Source organism: Dyella jiangningensis (assembly GCF_003264855.1).
In the GTDB taxonomy this organism is placed as follows: Bacteria; Pseudomonadota; Gammaproteobacteria; order Xanthomonadales; family Rhodanobacteraceae; genus Dyella; species Dyella jiangningensis_C.
In genome coordinates this window covers 1-21,043 of record NZ_NFZS01000002.1, presented here as the reverse complement: position 1 = coordinate 21,043, position 21,043 = coordinate 1, and the positions used below count along the sequence as shown (strand labels likewise).

At 64.0% G+C, this 21,043-nt stretch carries 15 protein-coding genes and 1 pseudogene; 6 read left to right on the top strand and 10 right to left on the bottom strand.

Annotated elements, in window-relative coordinates; translation table 11 throughout:
• Positions 1-7 precede the first annotated feature (7 nt).
• On the top strand, positions 8-481 hold the full coding sequence (locus CA260_RS10800) for a hemerythrin domain-containing protein (protein ID WP_111983117.1): 474 nt from the start codon (positions 8-10) through the stop codon (positions 479-481).
• Positions 482-602: 121 nt separating this feature from the next.
• Here the strand turns inward: CA260_RS10800 and CA260_RS21155 are convergent, their stop codons facing one another.
• Positions 603-767: a hypothetical protein gene (locus tag CA260_RS21155; RefSeq protein ID WP_172461805.1), complete on the bottom strand. Its 165-nt coding sequence runs from the start codon at positions 765-767 to the stop codon at positions 603-605.
• A 302-nt stretch (positions 768-1,069) separates the two neighbouring features.
• On the opposite strand from CA260_RS21155, the gene CA260_RS10795 reads away from it, so the two are divergent.
• Positions 1,070-2,695 (top strand): ABC1 kinase family protein, encoded by a 1,626-nt coding sequence (locus CA260_RS10795; protein ID WP_111983116.1) that lies wholly within the window; start codon positions 1,070-1,072, stop codon positions 2,693-2,695.
• 5 nt (positions 2,696-2,700) lie between these two features.
• On the opposite strand, the gene CA260_RS10790 is transcribed toward CA260_RS10795, so the two are convergent.
• The 5 genes from CA260_RS10790 to CA260_RS10775 all read right to left on the bottom strand — a co-directional run bounded on the left by CA260_RS10790 (position 2,701) and on the right by CA260_RS10775 (position 7,282).
• Positions 2,701-3,210: a ferritin-like domain-containing protein gene (locus CA260_RS10790; RefSeq protein ID WP_146745326.1), complete on the bottom strand. Its 510-nt coding sequence runs from the start codon at positions 3,208-3,210 to the stop codon at positions 2,701-2,703.
• A gap of 240 nt (positions 3,211-3,450) precedes the next feature.
• On the bottom strand, positions 3,451-4,308 hold the full coding sequence (locus tag CA260_RS10785) for a DUF72 domain-containing protein (RefSeq protein WP_111983114.1): 858 nt from the start codon (positions 4,306-4,308) through the stop codon (positions 3,451-3,453).
• An 85-nt stretch (positions 4,309-4,393) separates the two neighbouring features.
• Positions 4,394-4,546, bottom strand: coding sequence for a hypothetical protein (locus CA260_RS21150; RefSeq protein WP_172461804.1), 153 nt, complete (start codon positions 4,544-4,546; stop codon positions 4,394-4,396).
• 22 nt (positions 4,547-4,568) lie between these two features.
• Positions 4,569-7,103, bottom strand: a complete 2,535-nt coding sequence (ligD, locus tag CA260_RS10780) for a DNA ligase D (RefSeq protein ID WP_111983113.1) — start codon at positions 7,101-7,103, stop codon at positions 4,569-4,571.
• Positions 7,104-7,105: 2 nt separating this feature from the next.
• The gene (locus CA260_RS10775) at positions 7,106-7,282 is read right to left on the bottom strand and encodes a DUF3606 domain-containing protein (RefSeq protein ID WP_111983112.1); all 177 of its coding nucleotides are present in this window, start codon (positions 7,280-7,282) and stop codon (positions 7,106-7,108) included.
• Positions 7,283-7,554: 272 nt separating this feature from the next.
• Here CA260_RS10775 and tal point away from each other — a divergent pair, with 272 nt between their 5' ends.
• Entirely contained in the window at positions 7,555-8,646 is a 1,092-nt protein-coding gene (gene tal, locus CA260_RS10770) for a transaldolase (protein ID WP_111983111.1), read from the top strand.
• Positions 8,647-8,730: 84 nt separating this feature from the next.
• Positions 8,731-10,779, top strand: coding sequence for a transketolase (gene tkt, locus CA260_RS10765; RefSeq protein ID WP_111983277.1), 2,049 nt, complete (start codon positions 8,731-8,733; stop codon positions 10,777-10,779).
• Positions 10,780-10,797: 18 nt separating this feature from the next.
• On the opposite strand, the gene gnd is transcribed toward tkt, so the two are convergent.
• Positions 10,798-11,703 carry a phosphogluconate dehydrogenase (NAD(+)-dependent, decarboxylating) gene (gene gnd, locus CA260_RS10760; RefSeq protein ID WP_111983110.1) on the bottom strand — a complete coding sequence of 302 codons (906 nt, stop codon included), beginning with the start codon at positions 11,701-11,703 and terminating at the stop codon, positions 10,798-10,800.
• Positions 11,704-12,204: 501 nt separating this feature from the next.
• A complete protein-coding gene (locus tag CA260_RS10755; RefSeq protein ID WP_111983109.1) occupies positions 12,205-15,222 on the bottom strand; it encodes a TonB-dependent receptor plug domain-containing protein in 3,018 nt (1,005 codons plus the stop codon).
• Positions 15,223-16,347: 1,125 nt separating this feature from the next.
• Here CA260_RS10755 and CA260_RS10750 point away from each other — a divergent pair.
• On the top strand, positions 16,348-17,841 hold the full coding sequence (locus CA260_RS10750; protein ID WP_111983108.1) for an ATPase domain-containing protein: 1,494 nt from the start codon (positions 16,348-16,350) through the stop codon (positions 17,839-17,841).
• On the top strand, positions 17,834-19,891 hold the full coding sequence (locus CA260_RS10745) for a hybrid sensor histidine kinase/response regulator (protein WP_111983107.1): 2,058 nt from the start codon (positions 17,834-17,836) through the stop codon (positions 19,889-19,891). The genes CA260_RS10750 and CA260_RS10745 overlap by 8 nt, the downstream gene beginning before the upstream one ends.
• A gap of 92 nt (positions 19,892-19,983) precedes the next feature.
• Here CA260_RS10745 and CA260_RS10740 read toward each other — a convergent pair whose 3' ends face one another.
• Both CA260_RS10740 and CA260_RS10735 read right to left on the bottom strand, forming a co-directional pair.
• Positions 19,984-20,439: a response regulator gene (locus tag CA260_RS10740; protein ID WP_111983106.1), complete on the bottom strand. Its 456-nt coding sequence runs from the start codon at positions 20,437-20,439 to the stop codon at positions 19,984-19,986.
• Positions 20,440-20,670: 231 nt separating this feature from the next.
• A pseudogene (locus CA260_RS10735) lies at positions 20,671-21,043 on the bottom strand (hypothetical protein); the annotation flags it as partial.

Here is a 21,043-nt window from a genome sequence, read left to right as displayed (position 1 = left end):
CATGCCCATGGATGCGATCCAGTTGCTGAAGAACGACCATCAAGCCGTCAAGGAACTGCTTGCGGAACTCGCCGAGACCACGACGCGGGCCGTCAAGCGTCGCAGCACGTTGTTGCGCGAAATCCATCTCAACCTGCACGCGCACACGACGATCGAAGAGGAGATCTTCTATCCGGCGTACAAGGAAGCGGGCGACAAGGAGCAGGCCAAGATGTACTACGAAGCGCTGGAGGAGCACCGCGCCGCGGAAGACCTGGTACTGCCCGACCTGCTGCAGACCGATCCGTCGTCCGAGCAGTTCTCCGGCCGCGCCAAGGTGCTGAAGGAACTGATCGAGCACCACGTCAAGGAGGAAGAGCAGGACATGTTCAAGCAGGCCAAGTCGCTGCTGGACAAGACCACCCTGCAGGAGCTCGGTGAGCGCATGGAGCGACGCAAGCAGGAGGTCATCAAGGAGTGGAAGGCGGCCAAGGCGGAGTAGCCGGGGAAGAAGCGCGTCGCTTCTGCCGCAGGTCCACCCTCAGCTCAGGGAACGGGCACCGTCACGCGTGGTCGCCGGGAGGGCGGCCGCGCGGCCGGGATGCGTTGCGGCGTAGCCGGCGCTATCGATGACCTTCGTCGCGGTCCGACTGCTTCTTGCGACGTTCCTCGCCGTCGTTGATCTTCTTGTCGCGTTCCTTCTGCTGTTTGGCGTCCATGCGGGCGACCGGGTTCTCGTTGCGGTCGCCGCTGCCGTGCTTGGGCGGGTAGGGAGGCTTGGTGGGCATGGTGGCTCCTTGTGCGGTCGGTGTTGTTCAGGCGCGCGTCATCCGCGGCGCATGCGCGACGGACCCGGCATCGCATGGGAAGCAAGCCTTGTACCGCGCTCGCAGGCCGGATGCATCGTGAAACCATCGCTTTGGCGAAGGTCACTTTTTCCGGCGCGCGGAAAGTTTTCCGTGAACGTCGCGGTCGCCCGCGCTGACGCCACATCGACTCGCGCACGGCTAGCGTCAGGTTCAGCCCGCCGGCGTGGCGCCGCGTGATCGAAGGCGATGCGGGAGGGCCATGACAACCTTCGAGTTTCCTCATGCCAGGTAACCTGTCGCGTTACGCCCAGATCCTTCGCTTCGTGCTGCGCTACCGCCGTGCCGGCATCTTCCGCCAGGAGGATCCCGAGCACGCGTCACCCATGGCGAACCGGCCCGAACAGTTCGTGGCCGATCTCGAACGCCTTGGTCCCGCCTTCATCAAGCTCGGCCAGGCGTTGTCGGGACGACCCGACCTGGTCAGCGCTTCCTACCTCAGCGCCCTGGAAAAGATCCAGGACGATGTCGACGCCGTGCCGGTGCAGGCGATCCGCGAAACGATCAGGAACGAACTCGGCGGAGAGCCCGAGCAGATCTTCTTTCGCTTCGACGACCAGCCCCTGGCGGCGGGATCGCTCGCGCAGGTCCATGCGGTGACGCTGCGTGACGGCACGGATGCCGCCGTGAAGGTGCGCCGGCCCGGCATCGAGCAACGGATCCGTACCGACCTGCAGATCCTCGAACGCATCGCGCGCGGGTTCCAGCGCCACACGAACATGGGCCGACGCTACGGTGCCGTGCAGTGGATCGACGAGTTGCGAAGAAGCCTGCTCAACGAACTGGATTTCCTGGCCGAGGCGGCGTACATGCGCCAGTTCGCCGGACAGCTCGCGGGCTATCCGCGACTGTACGTGCCGACCGTGCACGAGAAGTACTGTTCGGGCGGCGTGCTCACCATGACCCGCGTGCATGGCGACAAGCTGCGCTTCGGATCGCCACTGCCGGTGAGTGAGGCCGTGGCCACGGAGCAGGCGGGACAGCTGCTGTGCGCCTACATCGACCAGGTGTTCCTGCACGGGCTCGTGCATGTCGACCCGCACCCCGGCAACCTCGTGCAGACCGAAGACGGGCGCCTGGCGCTGCTCGATTTCGGCATGATCGCCAGCATCGCGCCGATCACGCGCAGGACGCTGCTCAAGGTGCTGCTGTTCGCTTCGGAGGGCGACGGTGATGCCGTGGCACGGCTGTGCGAGCGCCTCTTCGTCGAGTTGCCCGAGGCCGAACTCGTGGGCTACCGGCGCGCCGTCGGCGATGCCGTGCTGCGCTATGCGATCACGCATGGCGAGGCCACGCTGGAAATGGGGCGCCTGCTGCTGTCGCTGACGACCATCGGTGCGCAGTATGGCCTGCGTCCTCCGGCGGAGCTGAGTCTGCTGGGGCGAGCGATGCTCAATCTCGAGCCCGCATTGCGTCATCTTTCGCCGAGCCTGCCGACGCGCGAACTGATCGCCGCCAACCTGCGGCGACTGCTGCTGGAACAGCTGAGGCCCAAGGGATCGCCCGCGGAATACGGCGTCGTGGCCCTCGACGCGCGACGCGCGCTGCTCGATGCGCCCGAGCAGCTCACGCGCATCCTGCAGATGCTGGCCGAGAACCGCATGCGCTTCCGCATCGATGGGCTGGAGGAATCCCATCTCATCGAGAACCTGCAGAAGATCGCCAATCGCATCGCCACGGGCGTGATCGCCGCCGCGTTGTTCATCGCGGGCGCCATGCTCGACCGCTGGGGGAAGGGCGGCCATGACACCTTGTCGATGCTGATGTACGGCGCCGGCGCGATCATGGGCGCGGGGCTGTTGTTCAGTTCGCTGCGCCGCGACCGTTCGCCCCGCGATGACGGCGGCTGACGCGATCAGTGCCGCGCCGTCACATCGGGCAGTTCCGACCGCACGACGAACTGCCGGACCAGATCGGCCAAGTGTTCGTCATGCCACGTCGCCATGGCCTGCTCCTGGGCGTGCAACCGATTGAAGATATCCACGAGCGCATCCTCGCCGGCCACCTGCGCGGCGGAAGCGAGTGCGCGATAGACCGACATCTCCATGCGCTCGAACGACGCCAGCATGATCGCGCCCTTGACCACCTCGTCGTTGCTGGCCACCTGGAACATGTTCTGGCCGAACGCCATGAGCCGCACGCCGGCTTCGCGCCAGGCCGATGGCGTGGTGCGGTAGTCGTGCAGCAGGTCTTCGAGGATGGCGCGCTGCGAGTGCGTCTCGTCGCGGTGCGCCTTCAGGCGATCGCGCAGGTCGGGGTAGTGTTCGATGCGGCGCAGCTGGCTGACCAGCAGCTCTTCGGACTGCACTTCCATGGCGTGCGCGTTGCGGATCCAGTCGATCAGAAGTTCCCGTGCTTCGGTCATGGTGCTTCCCTGGTGGATGAGGGCGAACGTGGTCAGCAAGAGCCGTGCCCTTGCCGCATGCCGGCCAGAGTGCCCGGTTCGTGCACAAGGTCATGCGTGGGTTGCGTGAAGTTTTCGGTAGCCACCCACGTGCCCGGCCTCGCCATGTCGACGGCATCTCACGCCCGCGTGATCGGCACGTTGGCATCGACGAACGCCGCCTGAATCCGCGGAAGCCTCGTCTTCGTGGGCAAGGTTCCATCAGCGATCGAGACGCTCGATCAGGCGATGGGCATCGAACGGCGCATCGACCTTGGTGTCGTTGTCGAAATACACGTAGACGTCCCGCGAGCGGCGACGCGGGGCGCCGCGGCGAAGCAGGAGCGCGATGTCGTCCGGTTGCGCTCCGTGGCGCCAGGTGTCGACCTTCTCGGCCCAGCTCGCCAGCGATGCATCGCTGTATCGTCCACCGTAGAGCTTGCTTTCGCCATGCAGGCGCACGTACATGAAACCCGCCGTGACGTCCTGGATCATCGGCCAGCGCCCCGCGCCGTCGGAGACCACGACAGCCACGCCGTGATCGCGCGCGAGGCGGATGAAGTCCGCATCGAGGAAGCTGGGGTGACGCACTTCGAGCGCGTGCCGCAATCGTTGTCGCCTGAACGCTTCGGTCGACTTCACCTTGGCGTGTCGACGCGCGATGGCCAGCGCATCGCCACCGCAACGGGGCAAGTCGGTCATGAAGGCCTCGATGCGCGCGCGGTCGTAGCGGAAGTTCGGTGGCAGCTGCCACAGGAGGGGCCCCAGTTTGTCGCCCAGTTCGAGCACCCCCGAGGCCAGGAACACCGAGAGCGGCTCCCGCATGTCCTTCAGTCGCTTGACGTGCGTGAGGAAACGCGGCGCCTTCACAGCAAAGACGAAACCGGGCGGCGTCCGACGGCGCCAGTCGCGGTAGCTCTCCGGCGTCTGCAGGCGATAGAACGAAGCATTCAGTTCGATCGTGGGGAACTGGCGCGAGGCAAAGTCCAGTTCTTCATCGGTGGGCAGGCCGGCCGGATAGAACACCTTTTGCCATGGTCGATAGCTCCAGCCCGATATGCCGATACGCAGGCGCGCCATGCATGCTTTCCGCTGCCATACATGAAGGCAGCTTAGCCGTGCATGCGCGCAGCGCTTGTGGACGAGCCCGGTGCGGCGACGGCTTTCACGACCTGGGCGCCGCCGTGGACGCCGGCGCGGCAGACGCCGGGTCCGGCCGCGGGTCCTTGTGGCGCGCCGCGCGATAAAACCCGAGGGCGAGAATGACCAGCAAGGCGACGACGAAGACGATCCATGCGGCACGTCGCGGCGTTTTCATGAGGGCTCCCGGCGCGGCGCGCCTACGAGGACAAGGCTTTGATCACGGCGCCGAGGCTCTGGCGGACCTTGTCGATGCCTTCCCAGGGATCGGAGCGTTGGCGTTTGAGCCGGGCGACGGCGGTCTTGATGTTGAACTGCGAGGCGCTTTTCAGCTTGCCGAGTTCGCTCCAGCGCAGCGGCATGGCGACGGGTGCGCCGGGGCGGCCGCGCAGGGAGTAGGAAGCGACCGCCGTGGCGCCGCGGCCATTGCGCAGGTAGTCGACGTAAATCTTGCCGGCGCGCCTGGCCTTGCTGCTCACTGCGATGAATTCGAGCGGGTGCATCGATTCCAACACCTGGGCAAAGCTCTGCGCGAATTGCTTGACGATCTTCCACGGAGAGGCCGGCTTGAGCGGCACGACCACATGCAGCCCCTTGCCGCCCGTGGTGCGCAGGAAACATTCCAGTCCGAGCTGGTCCAGCAGCTGCCGCATCAGGCGCGCCGCGGCCTTTACACGCGTCCAGCTGACGTCCTCGCCGGGGTCCAGGTCGAACACCACCCGGTCCGCGCAATCGGGGTTGTCGACGTGCGCGCCCCAGGGATGGAACTCGATGGCATTGAACTGCACGAGCTCGATGATGGAATCGGCGCTCTCGGGATACAGATACACGGCGGATGCGCCGGTTTCCTCCTTGAGCCGGGCGGAGCCGACGTGCTTGAGGCCGCCGGTCGGGATGTGCTTCTGGAAGAAGCTCGGCTTGCCGATGCCGTTGGGCCAGCGGATCACCGACGTGGGGCGATTGAGGACGCCGGGCAGGAACCAGTCCATCACGGCCCGGTAGTAGTCCGCCACGTCCTGCTTGGTAATGCCTTCGCCGGGATACACCTCGCGATCCGGATGGGTGATGGTGATGGCTTCGCTGCGGGTGGCGCGTTTCGCGTTCTTGCGGGCCGGCGTGCGCCGGGTGGTGTCGCGATCACCGTTGCGCAGATCGGCCGGCGATTTGTCCAGGCGCATGGTCTTCAGGCTGGGCTGCCGCAACAGGCCCTGGTTGCCGATGCCGCGATAGAACACCTCCGCCACTGCCGTCGGCGGTATCCAGTGGGCATCCCTTGGCGCCTCGCCGGTGTGCTTGATGCTTGGTACGCGTGTTCCCGACCTGGCCAGCGAGCGAGTGAGGTCGCGCAGCATCTCGTCGGAGAATCCGCTGCCGACCCGCCCCATGTAGATCCAGTCGCCATCGGGCGCCGGCTTGGCGAGCAGCAGCGATCCGAAACCCTTGCGCGAGCCCTTGGCCGCCGTATAGCCGACCACGGCGAACTCGTCCGACTCCAGTCGTTTCACCTTTAGCCAGTCATCGCCGCGACCGCTGCGATAGGGCGAATCCGCACGCTTGCACATGATGCCTTCGAGCTGGTTCTCGCTGGCGTTCTGGAATACCTGTTCGCCCTGGCCGACCACGTGCGTGCTGTAGCGAAGCTGGGGCGGCGCGCCATCCAGCAGGCGTTCCAGCGCGCTCTTGCGATCCACCAGGGCGGCGCGCGAAAGATCGAAGCCCTCGAGGTAAGGCATGTCGAAAAGCATGTAGAGCAACGGCGAGGCGCGTTCGCCCGACAGCGTTTGCTGCAGCGCGTTGAAATCGGGGCGGCCGTCGTTGATGGCGATGAGTTCACCATCCAGGCGTCCCGATGCCAGACCCAGATCCTCGATGGCCTGCCGCATCTCCGGCAGTTTTTCCGTCCATGGCAGGCCATTGCGGGACCACAGTTCGACCTCGCCCTTCTCGATGGTGGTGAGGATGCGATAGCCGTCCCATTTCACTTCGTTGAGCCAAAGGTCGCCAGGCGGCGGCGCCTCGCGCAGCGTGGCGAGCTCGGGTTTGAAGAACCCCGACGGCATGGCCTGCTTTCTGGCGCCGGGAATCTTCGCCACCCACGTTGCCGGCGATGCACGACGGTGCCTGACGGTCGGGGCTGCCTTGCGCTTCGTGCGCTTGAGCTTTTCGGCGACTTCCTTGGCGCCGCCGCTCTTGCCCGCCGCGCGCCGGGTGCTTTCCACCATGGCGGTATCGAGCAGGTCGTCCGCTTCCACCTTGGACGCATAGGCGTCCTTGCCCTTGATGAGAAACCACGCGGGCTTCTTCTCGGCCCGATGGCTGCGCACCAGATGCCAGCGGCCCTTGAGCCGGTTGCCGAAGAGTTCGAAGCGCAGGTGGCCCTTCTGCAACTGTTCCTCGGGGTCACCGAACGCGGACCAGACGCCGGTGTCGAACGTATCGACGTGGCCGGCGCCGTAGCCGTCCGGGATATCGCCCTGGAAGGCGGCATAGGACACCGGGTGGTCTTCCACCTCCACGGCCAGGCGTTTCACCGCGGGGTCGTAGCTGGGGCCCTTGGGGCAGGCCCAGCTTTTCAGCACACCGCCCACCTGCAACCTGAAGTCGTAGTGCCTGCGTCGCGCGTGGTGCAGCTGCACCACGAACAGTTCGCGCCCGGCGCCGGTGGCGGAGCCCTCCGGCCGCGGCTCGGGTGTCCTGTCGAATCGTCGTTTTCTTTCGTAATCGCGCAGCGACACGCCTATTTCCCGAGCGCCTTGGCCACGTCCCTTGACATCACGCCGACGCGTTTGACGGCATCGCGCAACTGCTGTTCCGACACGCCCCACTTGTGCGACCAGTAGCGGACTTCATAGTCCTCGTTGACATTGACGCGCTCGGCGTCGCGCGGCGCGCGCAAGTTCTTGTCGTCCGTCATGACGGCTCCTCCGCGGAAGGAGCTCAACCATTCGCACGACCGCGGTGAATGGGCGGTCAAGCGGCTGCGAACGAACTCTGCAGGCGCCGTCTGCGTATCCGCATCACGCGAAGGCCATGCACTCCATGCCGGGCTTTAACGTCCGGTGCGTCAGGGTGAGGGGCTCCCGGGCCGCGCTGGCCTGGGCATGCGGTGCTGTAAAGCGAGGAAATACACATGTGCGTCACGCGAACGAACGATGGCCCTGCAATCACCGGCGCAGGACCTTCGCCATGAAAGCGACCGGGCAGCTGCACCAGCTGGGCCAGAGCCTGTGGCTGGACAACATCACGCGTGACCTGCTCGACAGCGGTACCTTGCAGCGCTACATCGACGAGTTCTCGGTCACCGGCCTGACCTCCAACCCCACCATCTTCGACGCGGCCATTGCCAGCGGCCATGCATATGACGCGGACATCCGCGAAAAGGCCAGGGCTGGCATGACCGGCGAGGCGTTGTTCATGGAGCTGGCCCTGGCCGATCTGCGCCGCGCCGCGGACATGTTCTATCCCGCGTTCGAAGCCAGCCACCATATGGACGGCTGGGTGTCGATGGAGGTGTCGCCGCTATTGGCCGGGGACACGCAGGGCAGCATCCACGCGGCGGCTGAGATCCACCAGAAAGCCGCGCGCAGCAATCTCTTCGTGAAGATTCCCGGCACGCCGGAGGGCATGCCGGCCATCGAGGAATCGATCTTCGCCGGCATCCCGATCAACGTGACCCTGCTGTTCTCGCGCGATCAATACGTGGCCGCCGCCGAGGCGTACATGCGAGGCATCGAGCGCAGGCTCAAGGAAGGGTTGAAGCCGGAAGTGTGTTCCGTCGCATCGCTCTTCGTCAGCCGCTGGGATGTCGCCGTCAAGGACAAGGTGCCCGAAGCACTGCGCAACACGCTGGGCGTGGCGGTCGGCGGCACGGTCTACCGTGCGTACCGCGAGCTGTTGGCGTCGCCGCGCTGGCGCGCGCTTGCCGACGCCGGCGCACTGCCGCAGCGCCTGTTGTGGGCGAGTACGGGAACCAAGGATCCCCATGCTTCCGATACCTTGTATGTCGAAGCGCTGGCTTCTCCCGACACGATCAACACGATGCCCGAGAAGACACTGAAGGCCTTCGCCGAGCATGGAACAGTCAACGGGGTGATGGCCAAGGACAGCGTCGACGCCGAGGCGGTGCTGGCTCGATTCGCGAAAGCGGGCGTGGATACGGATGAACTGGCCGTGCGGCTTCAAAAGGAAGGCGCGGAGGCGTTCGTCACATCCTGGAAGGAACTGCTACGGCGCATCGTCGAAAAGAGCGAGGAGCTTCGCAGCGCCAAGGCGTCCTGAATGCCGCGGCGCAGGGAAGGGCATCGCCATCGCCATTCGGCCGATCGAAACGACCACGTGCAAGGCGCTTGCGGAAACCATCTCATGGCCAACGATTTCGACCAGAAATGCATCGACACCATTCGCTTCCTGTCGGTCGACATGGTGCAGAAAGCGAACAGCGGCCATCCCGGCCTGCCGCTCGATGCGGCGCCGATGGCTTATGCGCTATGGACGCGATGGCTGAAGTTCCACCCCGCCAACCCGCAATGGTTCGATCGCGATCGCTTCGTGCTTTCCGCGGGCCACGGATCGGCGTTGCTTTACAGCCTGCTGTATCTCACGGGTTACGAACTGACGCTGGACGATCTCAAGCAATTCCGCCAATGGGGCAGCAAGACGCCGGGTCATCCCGAGCGCGACCACACGCCCGGCGTGGAAACCACCACCGGTCCGCTGGGGCAGGGCATGGCGAACGCGGTCGGCATGGCGATGGCGGAGGCTCAGCTTGCTGCGCGCTACAACCGTCCTGGGCATACCGTCGTCGATCACTGCACCTACGCCCTCGTCAGCGACGGCGACCTGATGGAAGGCGTGGCCTCGGAAGCCGCCTCGCTTGCGGGTCATCTCAGGCTGGGCAAGCTGATCTGCCTGTACGACGACAACGCCGTGACCTTGTCCGCAGGTGCCGGCATCACGTTTTCCGAAGACCGGCGGCGCCGCTTCGATGCGTATGGATGGCACACCATCCGCATCCATGACGGCAACGATCTCACCGCCATCGAGGCCGCTTTGGAAACGGCGCGCGCCAAACACACGCGGCCCACGGTGATCCTGGTGCGCACGCATCTGGGCTATGGCTCGCCGGAGCAGGACAGTTTCAAGGCGCACGGATCGCCGCTCGGCGTCGATGGCGTGCGCAAAACCAAGCAGAAACTGGGGTGGCCAACCGAACCGGATTTCCTGGTGCCCGACGACGTGCTGGCGCATTTTCGCCGCGCGCTCCCACGTGGCGAACAGCTGGAGTCGGCATGGAACGCGCGCATGGAGGCTTACGCCAAGGCGTTTCCCGAACTGCATGCCGAGCTGCAGCAATCCATCCGCGGCGAACTCGCCGATGGATGGGACGCGGACATCCCCGTATTTCCCGCCGATGCCAAAGGCATGGCGACGCGTGACGCCTCGGGCAAGGTCATGAATGCGTTCGCGTCCAGGGTGCCGTCGTTCACCGGCGGCTCGGCCGACCTGGATCCTTCCACCAAGACCGCGCTGAAGGGTCTGGGTGATTTCAATCCGGCGGCGACGAAGGGCGAAGACCTGCAAGGCTCGGACTCGGCGGGCTGGGGCTACTGGGGCCGCAACCTGCATTTCGGCGTGCGCGAACACGCCATGGGCGCCATTGCCAACGGGCTCGCCGCGCACGGCGCCATGGTGCCTTTCGGGTCCACCTTCCTGATCTTCTCCGACTACATGCGGCCGCCCATACGTCTGGCCGCCCTGATGGGCCTGCATGTCGTGCATGTGTTCACCCACGACAGCATTGCGCTGGGTGAAGACGGTCCGACGCACCAGCCCGTCGAGCAGCTGGCGAACCTGCGCGCCATTCCTCGCCTCATCCTGATCCGTCCGGCGGACGCCAACGAGACGGCCGTTGCCTGGCGTGTGGCCATGGAGACCCAACATCGCCCCGTCATGCTGGCGCTTACGCGGCAGAACGTGCCCACGCTGGATCGCGAACGGCTGGCATCCGCGGACGGGCTGCGCCGCGGTGGTTACGTGCTAAGCGATGCGCCCGACGGCAAGCCGGCCTTGATCCTGCTCGCCAGCGGCTCCGAGGTCAGCCTGATCGTCGAGGCTGCCGAGCGTCTTCAGCAGGAGGGCGTCGGCGTGCGTTGCGTGTCGATGCCGAGCTGGGAGCTCTTCGAGGCGCTGACGCAGGCCGAGCGCGACGAGGTATTGCCACCTGGCGTGGGCGCCAGGCTGGCGGTGGAGCTGGGCGTATCGCAAGGCTGGGAGCGTTATGTCGGCCCACGTGGCGACATGCTCGGCGTCGAACGCTTCGGCGCGTCCGCCCCCGCCGAGGTGCTGCTGGAAGCCTACGGCTTCACCGTGGATGCGGTGATCGAGCGCGCGAAGGCGCTGCTCGCTCGATAGCGGCAGCGCCCGTGCGGATCATTCCTTCTTGATGGGATGGCCGCCGAACTCGTTGCGCATGGCGGACAGCAGCTTGTCGGTGAACGAATCGTCATCGCGCGAGCGCAATCGTTCGATCAACGACTGGGTGATCACCGGCGCGGGCACGTTGAGTTCGATGGCTTCATCCACCGTCCAGCGGCCCTCGCCGGAGTCGGCGACGTACGGGGCAATGCCCGCCATGTCCGGGTTCTTCTGCAAGGCGTCGGCAGTCAGGTCCAGCAGCCACGAGCGAACCACGCTGCCGTGGCGCCAGATCTCGGCAATGCCGTGCAGGTCCAGCCCGAACGCGGTCTTGTGCTTGAGTATGGAAAACCCTTCGGCGTACGCCTGCATCATCCCGTACTCGATGCCGTTGTGAACCATCTTGGTGAAGTGCCCGGAACCTACCGGCCCTACGCGGCCCCAGCCACTGTCCCTGGCGGGCGCCAGCGATTCGAATACCGGGCGCAGGCGTTCCACAGCCGCCTCGTCGCCACCGATCATCAGGCTGTAACCCTCGTCCAGGCCCCACACGCCGCCGCTGGTGCCGCAGTCGACATAGGCGATGCCGTGCGCGTCGAATTGCTTCGCCCGGCGCAAGGTGTCCTTGTAGTTGGAGTTGCCGCCATCGACGACGATGTCGCCCGGCGCAAGCAGGGGAAGCAATGCGTCCAGGCTTTGGTCCGTCACCTCGCCCGCCGGTACCATCAGCCAAAGCACGCGCGGTGCGGGCAGGGCGGCGACAAGAGCTTCCAGCGAATCCGCAGAGGTTGCGCCGTGTTTCTCCAGCGCTTGTCTCGCTGCCGCCTGCGGATCGAAGCCGACGACCTCGTGTCCGTCACGCAACAGCCGCTGCGCCATGTTGGCGCCCATCCGTCCCAAACCGATCATGCCGAGTTTCATGAAGTGTCCTTGTGCATCGAGCGAGATAGCCAAAGCCTAAATGTGGCATCCGATGCAGGAGGTCAATGAGAAACGTCGGTCGTCCGTGCGTCAAAGTGGATGCCTGGGAACGCGAGGCAACCCTTGAGCAGCAAGATGGGGTGACGTAAGCACTTGATTTGCCGGCGGCGACGTATCTGTTGGTGGGCGCCTTGGCGACTGCGACATGTCGAGGTGTTCAGTCCAACACCGATGAGCCTGCCAAGGCGATGCATGTGCGCCCGTGTCGAGGCGGCAGGAATTTGCGAATGCCATCTGGCGTGCATGCCATCGCATCCGCGTCGATCGTGAAGCCGGCGATCGCATGTTGCGAAGGACGGTATGCAAAAACGAATCGGCCCCGGCAAGCGCCGGGGCCGATCCGCTCCACAAGTCAGCTCGGGTCACGCCGAGAGGGGGGGTAGCGTCACCCAAGCCAACCTTCCACCGAGCCGGCCTCCACAAGGCGCGGCTCTCGGTTCCTCAGTCAAACTTGTAGTCGAACGTCAGGAACCATTCGCGACCGTTGTATTCGCTGGCGGTCTGGCCCGTCGTGACGAACTCGAAGCCGCCGGCGTAGTAGGGGATCGCACCCACCTTGTCGAAGATGTTCGATACGGTGAGCTTCAGACGGGTGTCGGGATTGATCTGGTAGCCCACCGAGCCGTTCCAGGTGATCCACACCGGCGTTCTGCCGTGGTACGTGGTGGAGTCGGCAACGGTCACCGGATTGCCATCCTGCGTGACCTGGCAGATGCCCGTGCTGATCGACTGGCTGCCATTCACGATGTTGACCATGCCCGGCTGGATGCCGTTGGGCAGCACGGTGCAGCCGGCGTAGTTCGGGGCACGCATGCTGCCGTCGCGCACGCCCGAGATCGACAGGTTCCACTTGCCCTTGGTCCAGTCGCCGATCCACGTCATGCGGCTCGCGACGTTGTTGTAGCGGGTGTTCTGCAGCGGGTCGGAGGCGAGTACGCGCTGCTTCCACTCGAGGTTGTTGGTGTAGTTGATGGTGGCGCGGAAATCGCCGCTGTCTTCGGTGTGCAGCTTGTAATCGAGCAAGGCATCGATACCGCTCACGTACAGCGACGCCTCGTTGATCGGGCCGGACTGCTCCGAGACGATCTGGCCGGCCGCATTGCGCTGGACCATCTGCGTCACCATCTGGCAGTACGACGAGCCGGGCACGTGCGCGGTGTACGGCGACAACGCCGAGGTGCCGCTTGCCTGCACGCCCGTGAGACAGCCCGCTTCGTCGACCAGTACGGTGTCCTTGTCGAGGTACTGGATGGCGTTGTCCACGCCCATGTGCCAGTAGTCCACCGACATCGACAGGCCTTGCACGCCCGGGATCTGCCACACGAAACCATACGTCCAGGAGTGACCCGTCTGCGGCTCGAGCAGGCGGCTGCCGTTGGTGTACAGCGTGTAGTACTGCGAGGTCGGGCGCTGCACCAGGTTGCACCACGTGCTGTTGGACTGGCCCGACTTGATGGCGTTGATGCACTGCAGGGGGTCGATGTAATCACCCACCGGCGACGTGGAGCCGGTCAGGTAGATGGCCTGCATGTCCGGCGCCTTGAAGTTGGTGCCGTAGCTGCCGCGCAGCAACAAGCTGTCAAACGGCCGGTATTCGATGCCGGTGCCCCAGGTCTTGGCGATGTCGGCCTTGCTGGCATCGTTGTACTTGTCGCCGCGGCCGGAGATGGTCCAGGTCAGCGAATCGAGCAGCGGAATGCGGAACTCCGTGCCCAACGAGAAGCGCTGGCGGGTGCCTTCGCCGGTGAGGTAGGCGCCAAACGGGTTCTGGAACGTGGTCGGGTCGAGACCGCGAATATCAGGCGAGAGCTTGAAGCCGTTGTGCGCGGCTTCCAGCACCGCGGCCCAGCCGATCGAGTCGTCGACCCAGGGCAGCTTGAACAGATCGCCATTGATGCGGAACTGCGCCTGGTCCAGCCATGATGACGAGGTGTTCTCGCCATTCACCGCGAACTGGCTGTACTGCTGCGGGGTGATGGGGTTCCACCACTGCTGCCAGTTCATCGCATAGATCGGATCGCCCGCGGCGGACGTGCCCAACTGCTTGCCGAGGAAGAAATCGTTCATGCCCTGCTGGTTGTACGCGGTGTAGTCCTCGCGCACGATGTACTTCTGGCTGTTGAGATTCAGGTCCCAGTGGAACTGGTTGTCGAATATCGAGCCGCGCAGACCGATCTCGAGGTTCCAGTTCTTCTCGCGATCGTGGGTGTTGGCGGATGTGCCCATTTCTTGCGCGGTCAACTGGCGGATGGCCTGGCTGATGACTTGACCCGTGGTCTGGTCATAGAACTGACCGGTGCCGAACGCATTCAACTGGGTATTGGAGATACCCACCGTGTCATACAGCGCGGCCGAGCCGTACACCTGCATGCCGTTCGAGAAATCGTACTCGCCACCCAGGTAGCCATTGGTGCTGCGGGTGCCACCGGTCAGCACCCAGTCCTGGAACAGGTGGGGCTGCGCGCAGTAGTAACCGTTGTCGGTGATGCTGGCGATCTGCGTGCCGTTGGTGGTGACGCTGTGCGATTGGGCCAGCTGCGAGTTGGTGAACTTGGAGCAGGTGCCGGCAGGTGGCGTGATGTACTGCCCATTGGCGCCCTTTGCGGAAAGCGCGATGGCGCCGGCGGCGTCGTACTGGTAGCCGAACATGCGTGCGGCCGGACCCCAGGCGCCATAGCCCGCGTCGGACACCGAATCCTGGTAAGGACGATCATGACCCCACAGCGCGGTGCGGTTGGTCTTCTCCAGGTTGTACTGGATGTGCCAGTTCTCGCCGGACTTGCCGCCGAGGAAGTTGATGTCGCCGTAGCTGCGTCCGCCGCGCGTGGCGCCGCCACCGGTCACCTGCAGCTCGTCACCCTGGTAGTTCTTCTTCAGGATGACGTTGACCACGCCCGCGACCGCGTCCGAGCCATAGATCGACGAAGCGCCCGACGCGAGGATTTCGACATGGTCGATCATGCCGGTCGGAATGTTGTTGTAGTTCTGGAAGTTGCTCTGCTTGTTCAACGGCTGCGGGTAGTCCACCACGCGATGGCCGTTGATCATCAGCAGGCTGAAGCCGGGGCCGAGGCCGCGCAGGTTGACCGAGCGTGCGTTGACCGAACTGGAGCCCCACGAGGCCGAATCGGAAATCTGCTGGCCCACCTGCGGCAGCGAATCGAGGAACTCCCACAGCGTGGTGAAACCCTGTGCCTTGATCTGCTCGCCGGTGACGGAGACCACGGGAGCGGGGCCCTCGACCTCCACGCGCGGGATCATCGAGCCAGTCACGGTGATGGCCTTCAGGTCCACCGCCTTCGCGGGCTTGTCCGACGACGGCGCCGCCGTCTGCGCGCTTTGCTGCGTCGATGACTGATCACTACCCGATGACGCCGATTGCGCGAACACATGCGGCGTGAAAAGCGCGAGCGCCAGGGAACTGGCGAGTACGCTGCGTCGTAGACAGATGCTGCTCATGACTAATCCTCCCCGTGAAGCTTCAATGTTGTGATTGCTTTTGAGTTGTGCGCTCGCCAGCTCTACTCACTTCTCTTCGCTGTATTCGTTCGCTTGCGGGACTTCCGTTGCGCTCCCCAATCGCAACAGACGCTTCAACACGCCCGGGCCGCGGCAAAGCCGTGTGATGGCCTTGTCTATATGTCTCCGTTACCCATCCGTCATCGCTGCGCGTGAGCCACCACGGCCCGTAGACCGAACCCACGTCGTGCATGGATCATGGTTTCCCTGCGCCGAGGTACCCACCTCCGGCCGCGACTTGGCGGTGTTGCCGATTGGCTGCATCAAAACTCTTGCGCCGCATACCACCTCTCCCCGCGACCGTGCTGGCTCGCCTTGCCCACCCGTCAGGTTCGATTCATATACGAACTATAAGTTCATATGTGATTTTGGTTAGCGTTATAGGCGCAATCTGGATCGATGCAAGTTGCACCGCAACATAATCGCCCGGGATTCGCACGCGGATGGAGGTCGTGTCCTCCAAGTCGATGAAATCAAAGAAGATTGGCTGCTCTCGTCGGGAAGGGCTTCGCGGGCGGCTCGGATGCCAAAAGCCTGTCTTCAGGCTGTCTCGGGTTGATCGACGATGGGCGATTTCCACGGACTATGGAATGGGCTTGAAAGGGGCGGCGGACCGCCGTTGCCGATATGAACATCGGCGTGGAGATCAGGTGGCACGCTCGCGTCAGGGCGCCTCGTGCGATGGCATTTGGCGCTGCCACCGCGAAGCCGCGGACCAGCGTCGGCGAACGTCCACGGCACCGGAGCCGCTCCATTGCTAATCCGCGACCGGCTCATGCCAAGGCTTGAAGTCAGTGACTGCATCCCCTGGCGAACCCGAGTGAGGCGATAGGGCCGAACGGGCTGAGCCAGAAGGCAAGTCGCTCCGCGAGACGCGGCTGGCTGAACTGACCGAGACGACCGATTCGGGTAGCAGAACATCACCGCAAATCCGTGCTGGAGTCTCATCTGGCGGCCCGGTTCGACGTCTCGCCCTGGGTCATAGACGAATATTTCATCATGTCTCCACAAGACCGTAGCGTCTGGTGACAACTAATACGGGCTCTCTCAGGCTTGAGTCTGCGCATGCCTCCACTTCGTCGCTGTCGTTTTGGCGTTCCCGGTCTCGATACGATCCTGCACGGCGGATTGCCCGCCGGGCGCCTCTATCTGCTCGAAGGGCAGCCGGGGTCAGGAAAAACTACGCTCTCGCTGCAGTTCCTGCGGGAGGGCGTGCGTCAAGGTGAGCGATGTCTCTACGTGACGCTGTCCGAAACCGCGGAAGAGCTGCGGGAAGTGGCCGGCTCCCACGGATGGGACCTCAAAGGTATCGACCTGTTCGAGTTGTCTTCCGTCGAAGAGGTGCTGGGCGAGGGGCGAAACCAGTCCGTCTTTCATTCCTGGGAGGTTGAGCTCGGCGAAACGGTGCGGCTGATCAAGCAGGAGGTCGAGCGCCTGGAGCCGGTCCGTGTCGTCTTCGACAGTCTCTCGGAATTGCGATTGCTGGCGCAGGATCCGCTGCGCTATCGGCGGCAGGTGTTGGCGCTGAAGCAGTTCTTCGCGCCGCGCAGTGCGACCGTGCTCTTCATCGATGACCTGACCAGCGAGGGCAGGGATCGCGACACCCATCTGCACAGCATCAGCCATGGCGTCATTTCGCTGGAGCGTTTCGCGCTGGAATTCGGCGCGGCCCGACGCCGCCTGCAGATCCAGAAGATGCGCGGCGCAACGTTTCTCGCCGGCTACCACGACCTGAGCATCCAGACCGGCGGTGTGGAGGTCTATCCGCGGCTCGTGGCCGCCGAGCATCACATCGAGTTTGGCAACGAACCGACGCTCAGCGGCGTACCTCAACTCGACGCCCTGATGGGCGGCGGCTTCCTGCGTGGTACCAGCACCTTGCTGACCGGTCCGGCGGGTACCGGCAAAACCACGCTCGCCCTGCAATACATCGGCGCCGCGTGCGCGCGAGGCGAGCGTTGCCACGTCTACGAATTCGATGAGCGCATCGATACGCTCGTGAAGCGCGCGGAGGCCATGGGTGTCAACCTGGTGCGTTTCATGGAGGACGGCCTGCTCGAGATCACGCAGGTCGATCCCGCCGAAATGCCGCCTGGCGAATTCGCCTGGAATGTCTTTCAGGCCGTGCAGGAAAAGCATTGCACCATGGTCGTGATCGACAGCCTCAACGGGTACCTCTCGGCCATGCCGCAAGAGAAGCATCTGCTTCTGCAGATGCACGAGCTGCTGGCCTTCCTCAACCAGTCCGGTGTCACCACATTCCTGATCAATCCCCAGTTCGGCCTTGTCGGTTCGATGGATACCGGGCCACTCAATGTGTCCTATGTCGCCGACGCGGTGATACTTTTCCGGTTTTTCGAGTCGCAGGGCCGCATCAGGAAGGCCATCTCCGTCATCAAGAACCGCAGCGGCAAGCACGAGGACACGATCCGCGAGCTTTTCATCGACAGCAAGGGCTTGCGTGTCGGCGAGCCGCTGGCCGACTTCCGCGGCGTACTGACGGGAACGCCCGAATTCCTGGGTAATGAAGGGCCATTGCTGGAAACCCGGGATGCATAGGGAGGCAACGCGCGGTTATCGGGTGCAGGTCATCGCGCCCTGGCAACGTGATGGAGAAAGCCTGGTCGACGTGCTGAGTGCCGACGGTTACCACGCTTTCTTGTATCCGGACCTGGTGGCTTTGGCCGGAGACATCGATGAAAGCACCGGTGTCGTGGTTCTCACGCAGGAGGCGCTGGAGTTTGGCGTCGATGCGATCCAGCAGTCGCTTGCGGCGCAACCGACCTGGTCGGATGTGCCCTTTGTCGTGCTGCAGTCACCGCGTTCCGGACGTGATGCGCGGCCACCCCCACTGCCAAGCCTGGTGCTCAACCGCATTGAACTCGAACGCCCCGTTGGTGCAGCTTCGCTGCTGAGTGCCGTGGCAACAGCCATGCGGTCCCGGCAAAAGCAATTCGAAATCAAGGACCACATGGAAGAGCTCGCTGCCAGCCGCAAGGCCCTGGCAGAAAGTGAGGCCGAGCTGCGGCGCATTACCGATTCTCTCCCAGTCCTGATCGCGCTCATCGACTCCGATTTCCGCTATCGCTTCGCCAATCTCGCCTACAAGGACTGGTTTGGCATCGATCCGCGCGACATGCTCGGAAAGACCATTGAAGAAGTGCTGGGCAAGGCACAATGGGAAGCCCGCAAGGGTCCTCTCAAGCGAGCCTTGGCTGGCGCGGAGGGAACTGCGGAGCTGTCCTGGACGCCGCCCGACGGCAGGCGACGCGACGCGGAGATTCGCTACATTCCGCGCCGCCTCGACGACGGCCGAATCGATGGCGTGCACCTTTTTGCCACCGACATTACCGAGCGAAAGGAAGCCCTGGAGGCGCTCGGTCAAGCGGCGGCAAAGCTCGAACAGAAAGTGGCCGAGCGAACGGAAGCCCTGCGCGCGGAAATGCATGCCCGTTCGGAAAGTGAAAACGCGCTGAGGCAGGCCCAGAAGATGGAAGCCGTGGGGCAGCTCACGGGAGGCATCGCCCATGACTTCAACAACATGCTCACCAGCATCATTGGGGCGCTGGATATCGTCAGCAGCCGCGTCCAGGACGAACTCATCGGCAAGGTGGTGGGGGCTGCTACGGAGGCGGCGGGCCGCGCTGCGGCATTGACCCAGCGCCTGCTGGCGTTTTCAAGGCGGCAATCGCTCGACCCCAGCCCCGTCGACGTGAATACGCTCATCCGCTCGATGCATATGCTGCTCAGCCAGACGCTCGGCGAGAAGATCCATATCCATGTCGACCTGGCCGAGCCGTTGCAAAGGGCGCAAGTCGACATCAACCAGCTCGAGAGCGCAGTCCTCAACCTGTGCATCAACGCGAGGGATGCCATGCCCTACGGCGGCACGCTGAGCATCACCACGAGAAGCGCCGCGACCCCGCCGTTTGTGCGCACCGGCGCGGAGGCCAATGCAGAGGGCTATGTGGTGGTTGAAGTGGCGGACAACGGGGTGGGGATGGAGCCTGCCATCAAGGATCACGTCTTTGAGCCCTTCTTCACGACCAAGCCGATCGGGCAGGGCACCGGCCTGGGGCTCTCCATGATCTACGGGTTCATGCAGCAGTCGAAGGGCCATATCGACCTGCAGTCGACCCCCGGAAGTGGAACGGCCATTTCGCTTTACCTTCCCATGGCTCCGGCGCATGCCGAGGTCGCCTCGCCACCGGCGAGCGAACAGGCGACGAAAGGAGACGGACAGCTTGTGCTGGTGGTCGAGGATGACGATCAGGTGCGGTTGCTGGTGAGCTTTCTGCTTGAAGAGCTTGGCTATGCCGTGCTCACCGCGCGCGACGCGGACGCTGCACTGTCACACATCGCATCCCATCGCATCGATCTGCTGATCTCGGATGTGGGCCTTCCGGGCATGAACGGGCGACAGCTCGCCGAGGCGTTCCGTGAAGGACATCCGTCCACGCCGGTTCTCCTGATGACCGGGTACGCCGAGAGTGCCGCGGTGAAATCGGAGTTCCTTGGCTACCACATGACGATGATCGCCAAGCCCTTCGCCATGGACGCGTTCAGCAAGGCCGTGGGGGATGCGTTTGCCGGGTTAGAGAACGTCTAGACGACCAAACCATCCGGGCTGGGCCGCACGCTGCCTGCGCGTTCGCGAACAGATGGAAGAACAAGGGCGTGGCGGCGTTCCGGGTCGACGTGTCATTGATCGGTAGCGGGCTGGCCAAGCCGGACGATGAGTTCCTGGAGGTCCTTGAGCCGGAAGGGCTTCTTCAGGATCAGTGTGTCGTCGGGAATGGCCGCCACCCTTTCCCCGGCGAATCCGGTCATGATGACCACCTGCATGGCAGGGTAAAGGTGTCGTGCGGTGCGGGCCAGCATCGGCCCGTCGATGTCGCCAGGCATGCGGATGTCCGTCATCAACAGGTCGAACGACTCGCCGGATGCCAGCAGGGCCAGGGCTTCCGCGCCGTTGCTGGTGGCCTTCACTTTCAGCCCCAGGATCTGAAGCATTTCTCCCAGCAGCAGCCTGAGGTTGTTGTCATCATCGACGATAAGTGCCGTGGAAATTTCTCTGCACGAAAGCGGCATGCCGTCCCTTTGAGTGATCAGGTCAGAAAGACAGGTGTCGGCCCGGTCGTGCGCAAAGCGGATCATGGCATCCCCTTTCAGTTCGGATGTGTCCGTCGAAGCCAGCCGTCCGTTGTCATCTAACCTTATTGAAGGTTTAGACCGGATCAAAATTCCAGCAACGAGGCCATGAGTAAAGTCGCGCTGACGTCCGAACGGTTTCCTCGTCAGGCGGCAGCGTGGGTAGACCGAAGCGGACACAAGAATGGTGTGGAGAGATCACGGCACCACGCCCTTGCTCGTCGATACGGTATGCCGCTAGTGGATAGCGCGCTTGGCGATGTCCTCCACCAGGGCATCGGAGTCGATCACGCTGGTATTGCCCAGCATGATGATGGTGATGTCCTGGTCCATCACGTGGAAGAACTGGGCTTGCGTGCCCACGATGAGACCGGGTCGCTTGATCACCGGATGCTTCGCACCCTTGGCGGTGAGTTGATAGGACCACAAGCCGTCGCCGTACTCGTCCCGTCCGGGTTTGATCATCTGCTGCAAGGTTGCTGGCGCAATCAGGCGGCCGGCGAACAGGGCGTTGGCGAACTTCAGAAGATCACCGGTGGTGGAGTGCGGCGGGCGCATTGCCATCGCGTTGGAGCTGGCCAAGGGGCCCGTGGTGTATGCCCTGCAGAAG

What these genes read in the sequence shown, in the direction of transcription:
- tkt (WP_111983277.1), top strand. Translation starts at nt 8,731, where the DNA reads ATGGCCAACGATTTCGACCAGAAATGCATCGACACCATTCGCTTCCTG.
- CA260_RS10745 (WP_111983107.1), top strand. Translation starts at nt 17,834, where the DNA reads ATGCATAGGGAGGCAACGCGCGGTTATCGGGTGCAGGTCATCGCGCCC.
- CA260_RS21150 (WP_172461804.1), bottom strand. Translation starts at nt 4,546, where the DNA reads ATGAAAACGCCGCGACGTGCCGCATGGATCGTCTTCGTCGTCGCCTTG.
- CA260_RS10775 (WP_111983112.1), bottom strand. Translation starts at nt 7,282, where the DNA reads ATGACGGACGACAAGAACTTGCGCGCGCCGCGCGACGCCGAGCGCGTC.
- CA260_RS10785 (WP_111983114.1), bottom strand. Translation starts at nt 4,308, where the DNA reads ATGGCGCGCCTGCGTATCGGCATATCGGGCTGGAGCTATCGACCATGG.
- CA260_RS10750 (WP_111983108.1), top strand. Translation starts at nt 16,348, where the DNA reads ATGCCTCCACTTCGTCGCTGTCGTTTTGGCGTTCCCGGTCTCGATACG.
- CA260_RS21155 (WP_172461805.1), bottom strand. Translation starts at nt 767, where the DNA reads ATGCCCACCAAGCCTCCCTACCCGCCCAAGCACGGCAGCGGCGACCGC.
- CA260_RS10755 (WP_111983109.1), bottom strand. Translation starts at nt 15,222, where the DNA reads ATGAGCAGCATCTGTCTACGACGCAGCGTACTCGCCAGTTCCCTGGCG.
- tal (WP_111983111.1), top strand. Translation starts at nt 7,555, where the DNA reads ATGAAAGCGACCGGGCAGCTGCACCAGCTGGGCCAGAGCCTGTGGCTG.
- CA260_RS10800 (WP_111983117.1), top strand. Translation starts at nt 8, where the DNA reads ATGGATGCGATCCAGTTGCTGAAGAACGACCATCAAGCCGTCAAGGAA.
- gnd (WP_111983110.1), bottom strand. Translation starts at nt 11,703, where the DNA reads ATGAAACTCGGCATGATCGGTTTGGGACGGATGGGCGCCAACATGGCG.
- CA260_RS10740 (WP_111983106.1), bottom strand. Translation starts at nt 20,439, where the DNA reads ATGATCCGCTTTGCGCACGACCGGGCCGACACCTGTCTTTCTGACCTG.
- CA260_RS10790 (WP_146745326.1), bottom strand. Translation starts at nt 3,210, where the DNA reads ATGACCGAAGCACGGGAACTTCTGATCGACTGGATCCGCAACGCGCAC.
- CA260_RS10795 (WP_111983116.1), top strand. Translation starts at nt 1,070, where the DNA reads ATGCCAGGTAACCTGTCGCGTTACGCCCAGATCCTTCGCTTCGTGCTG.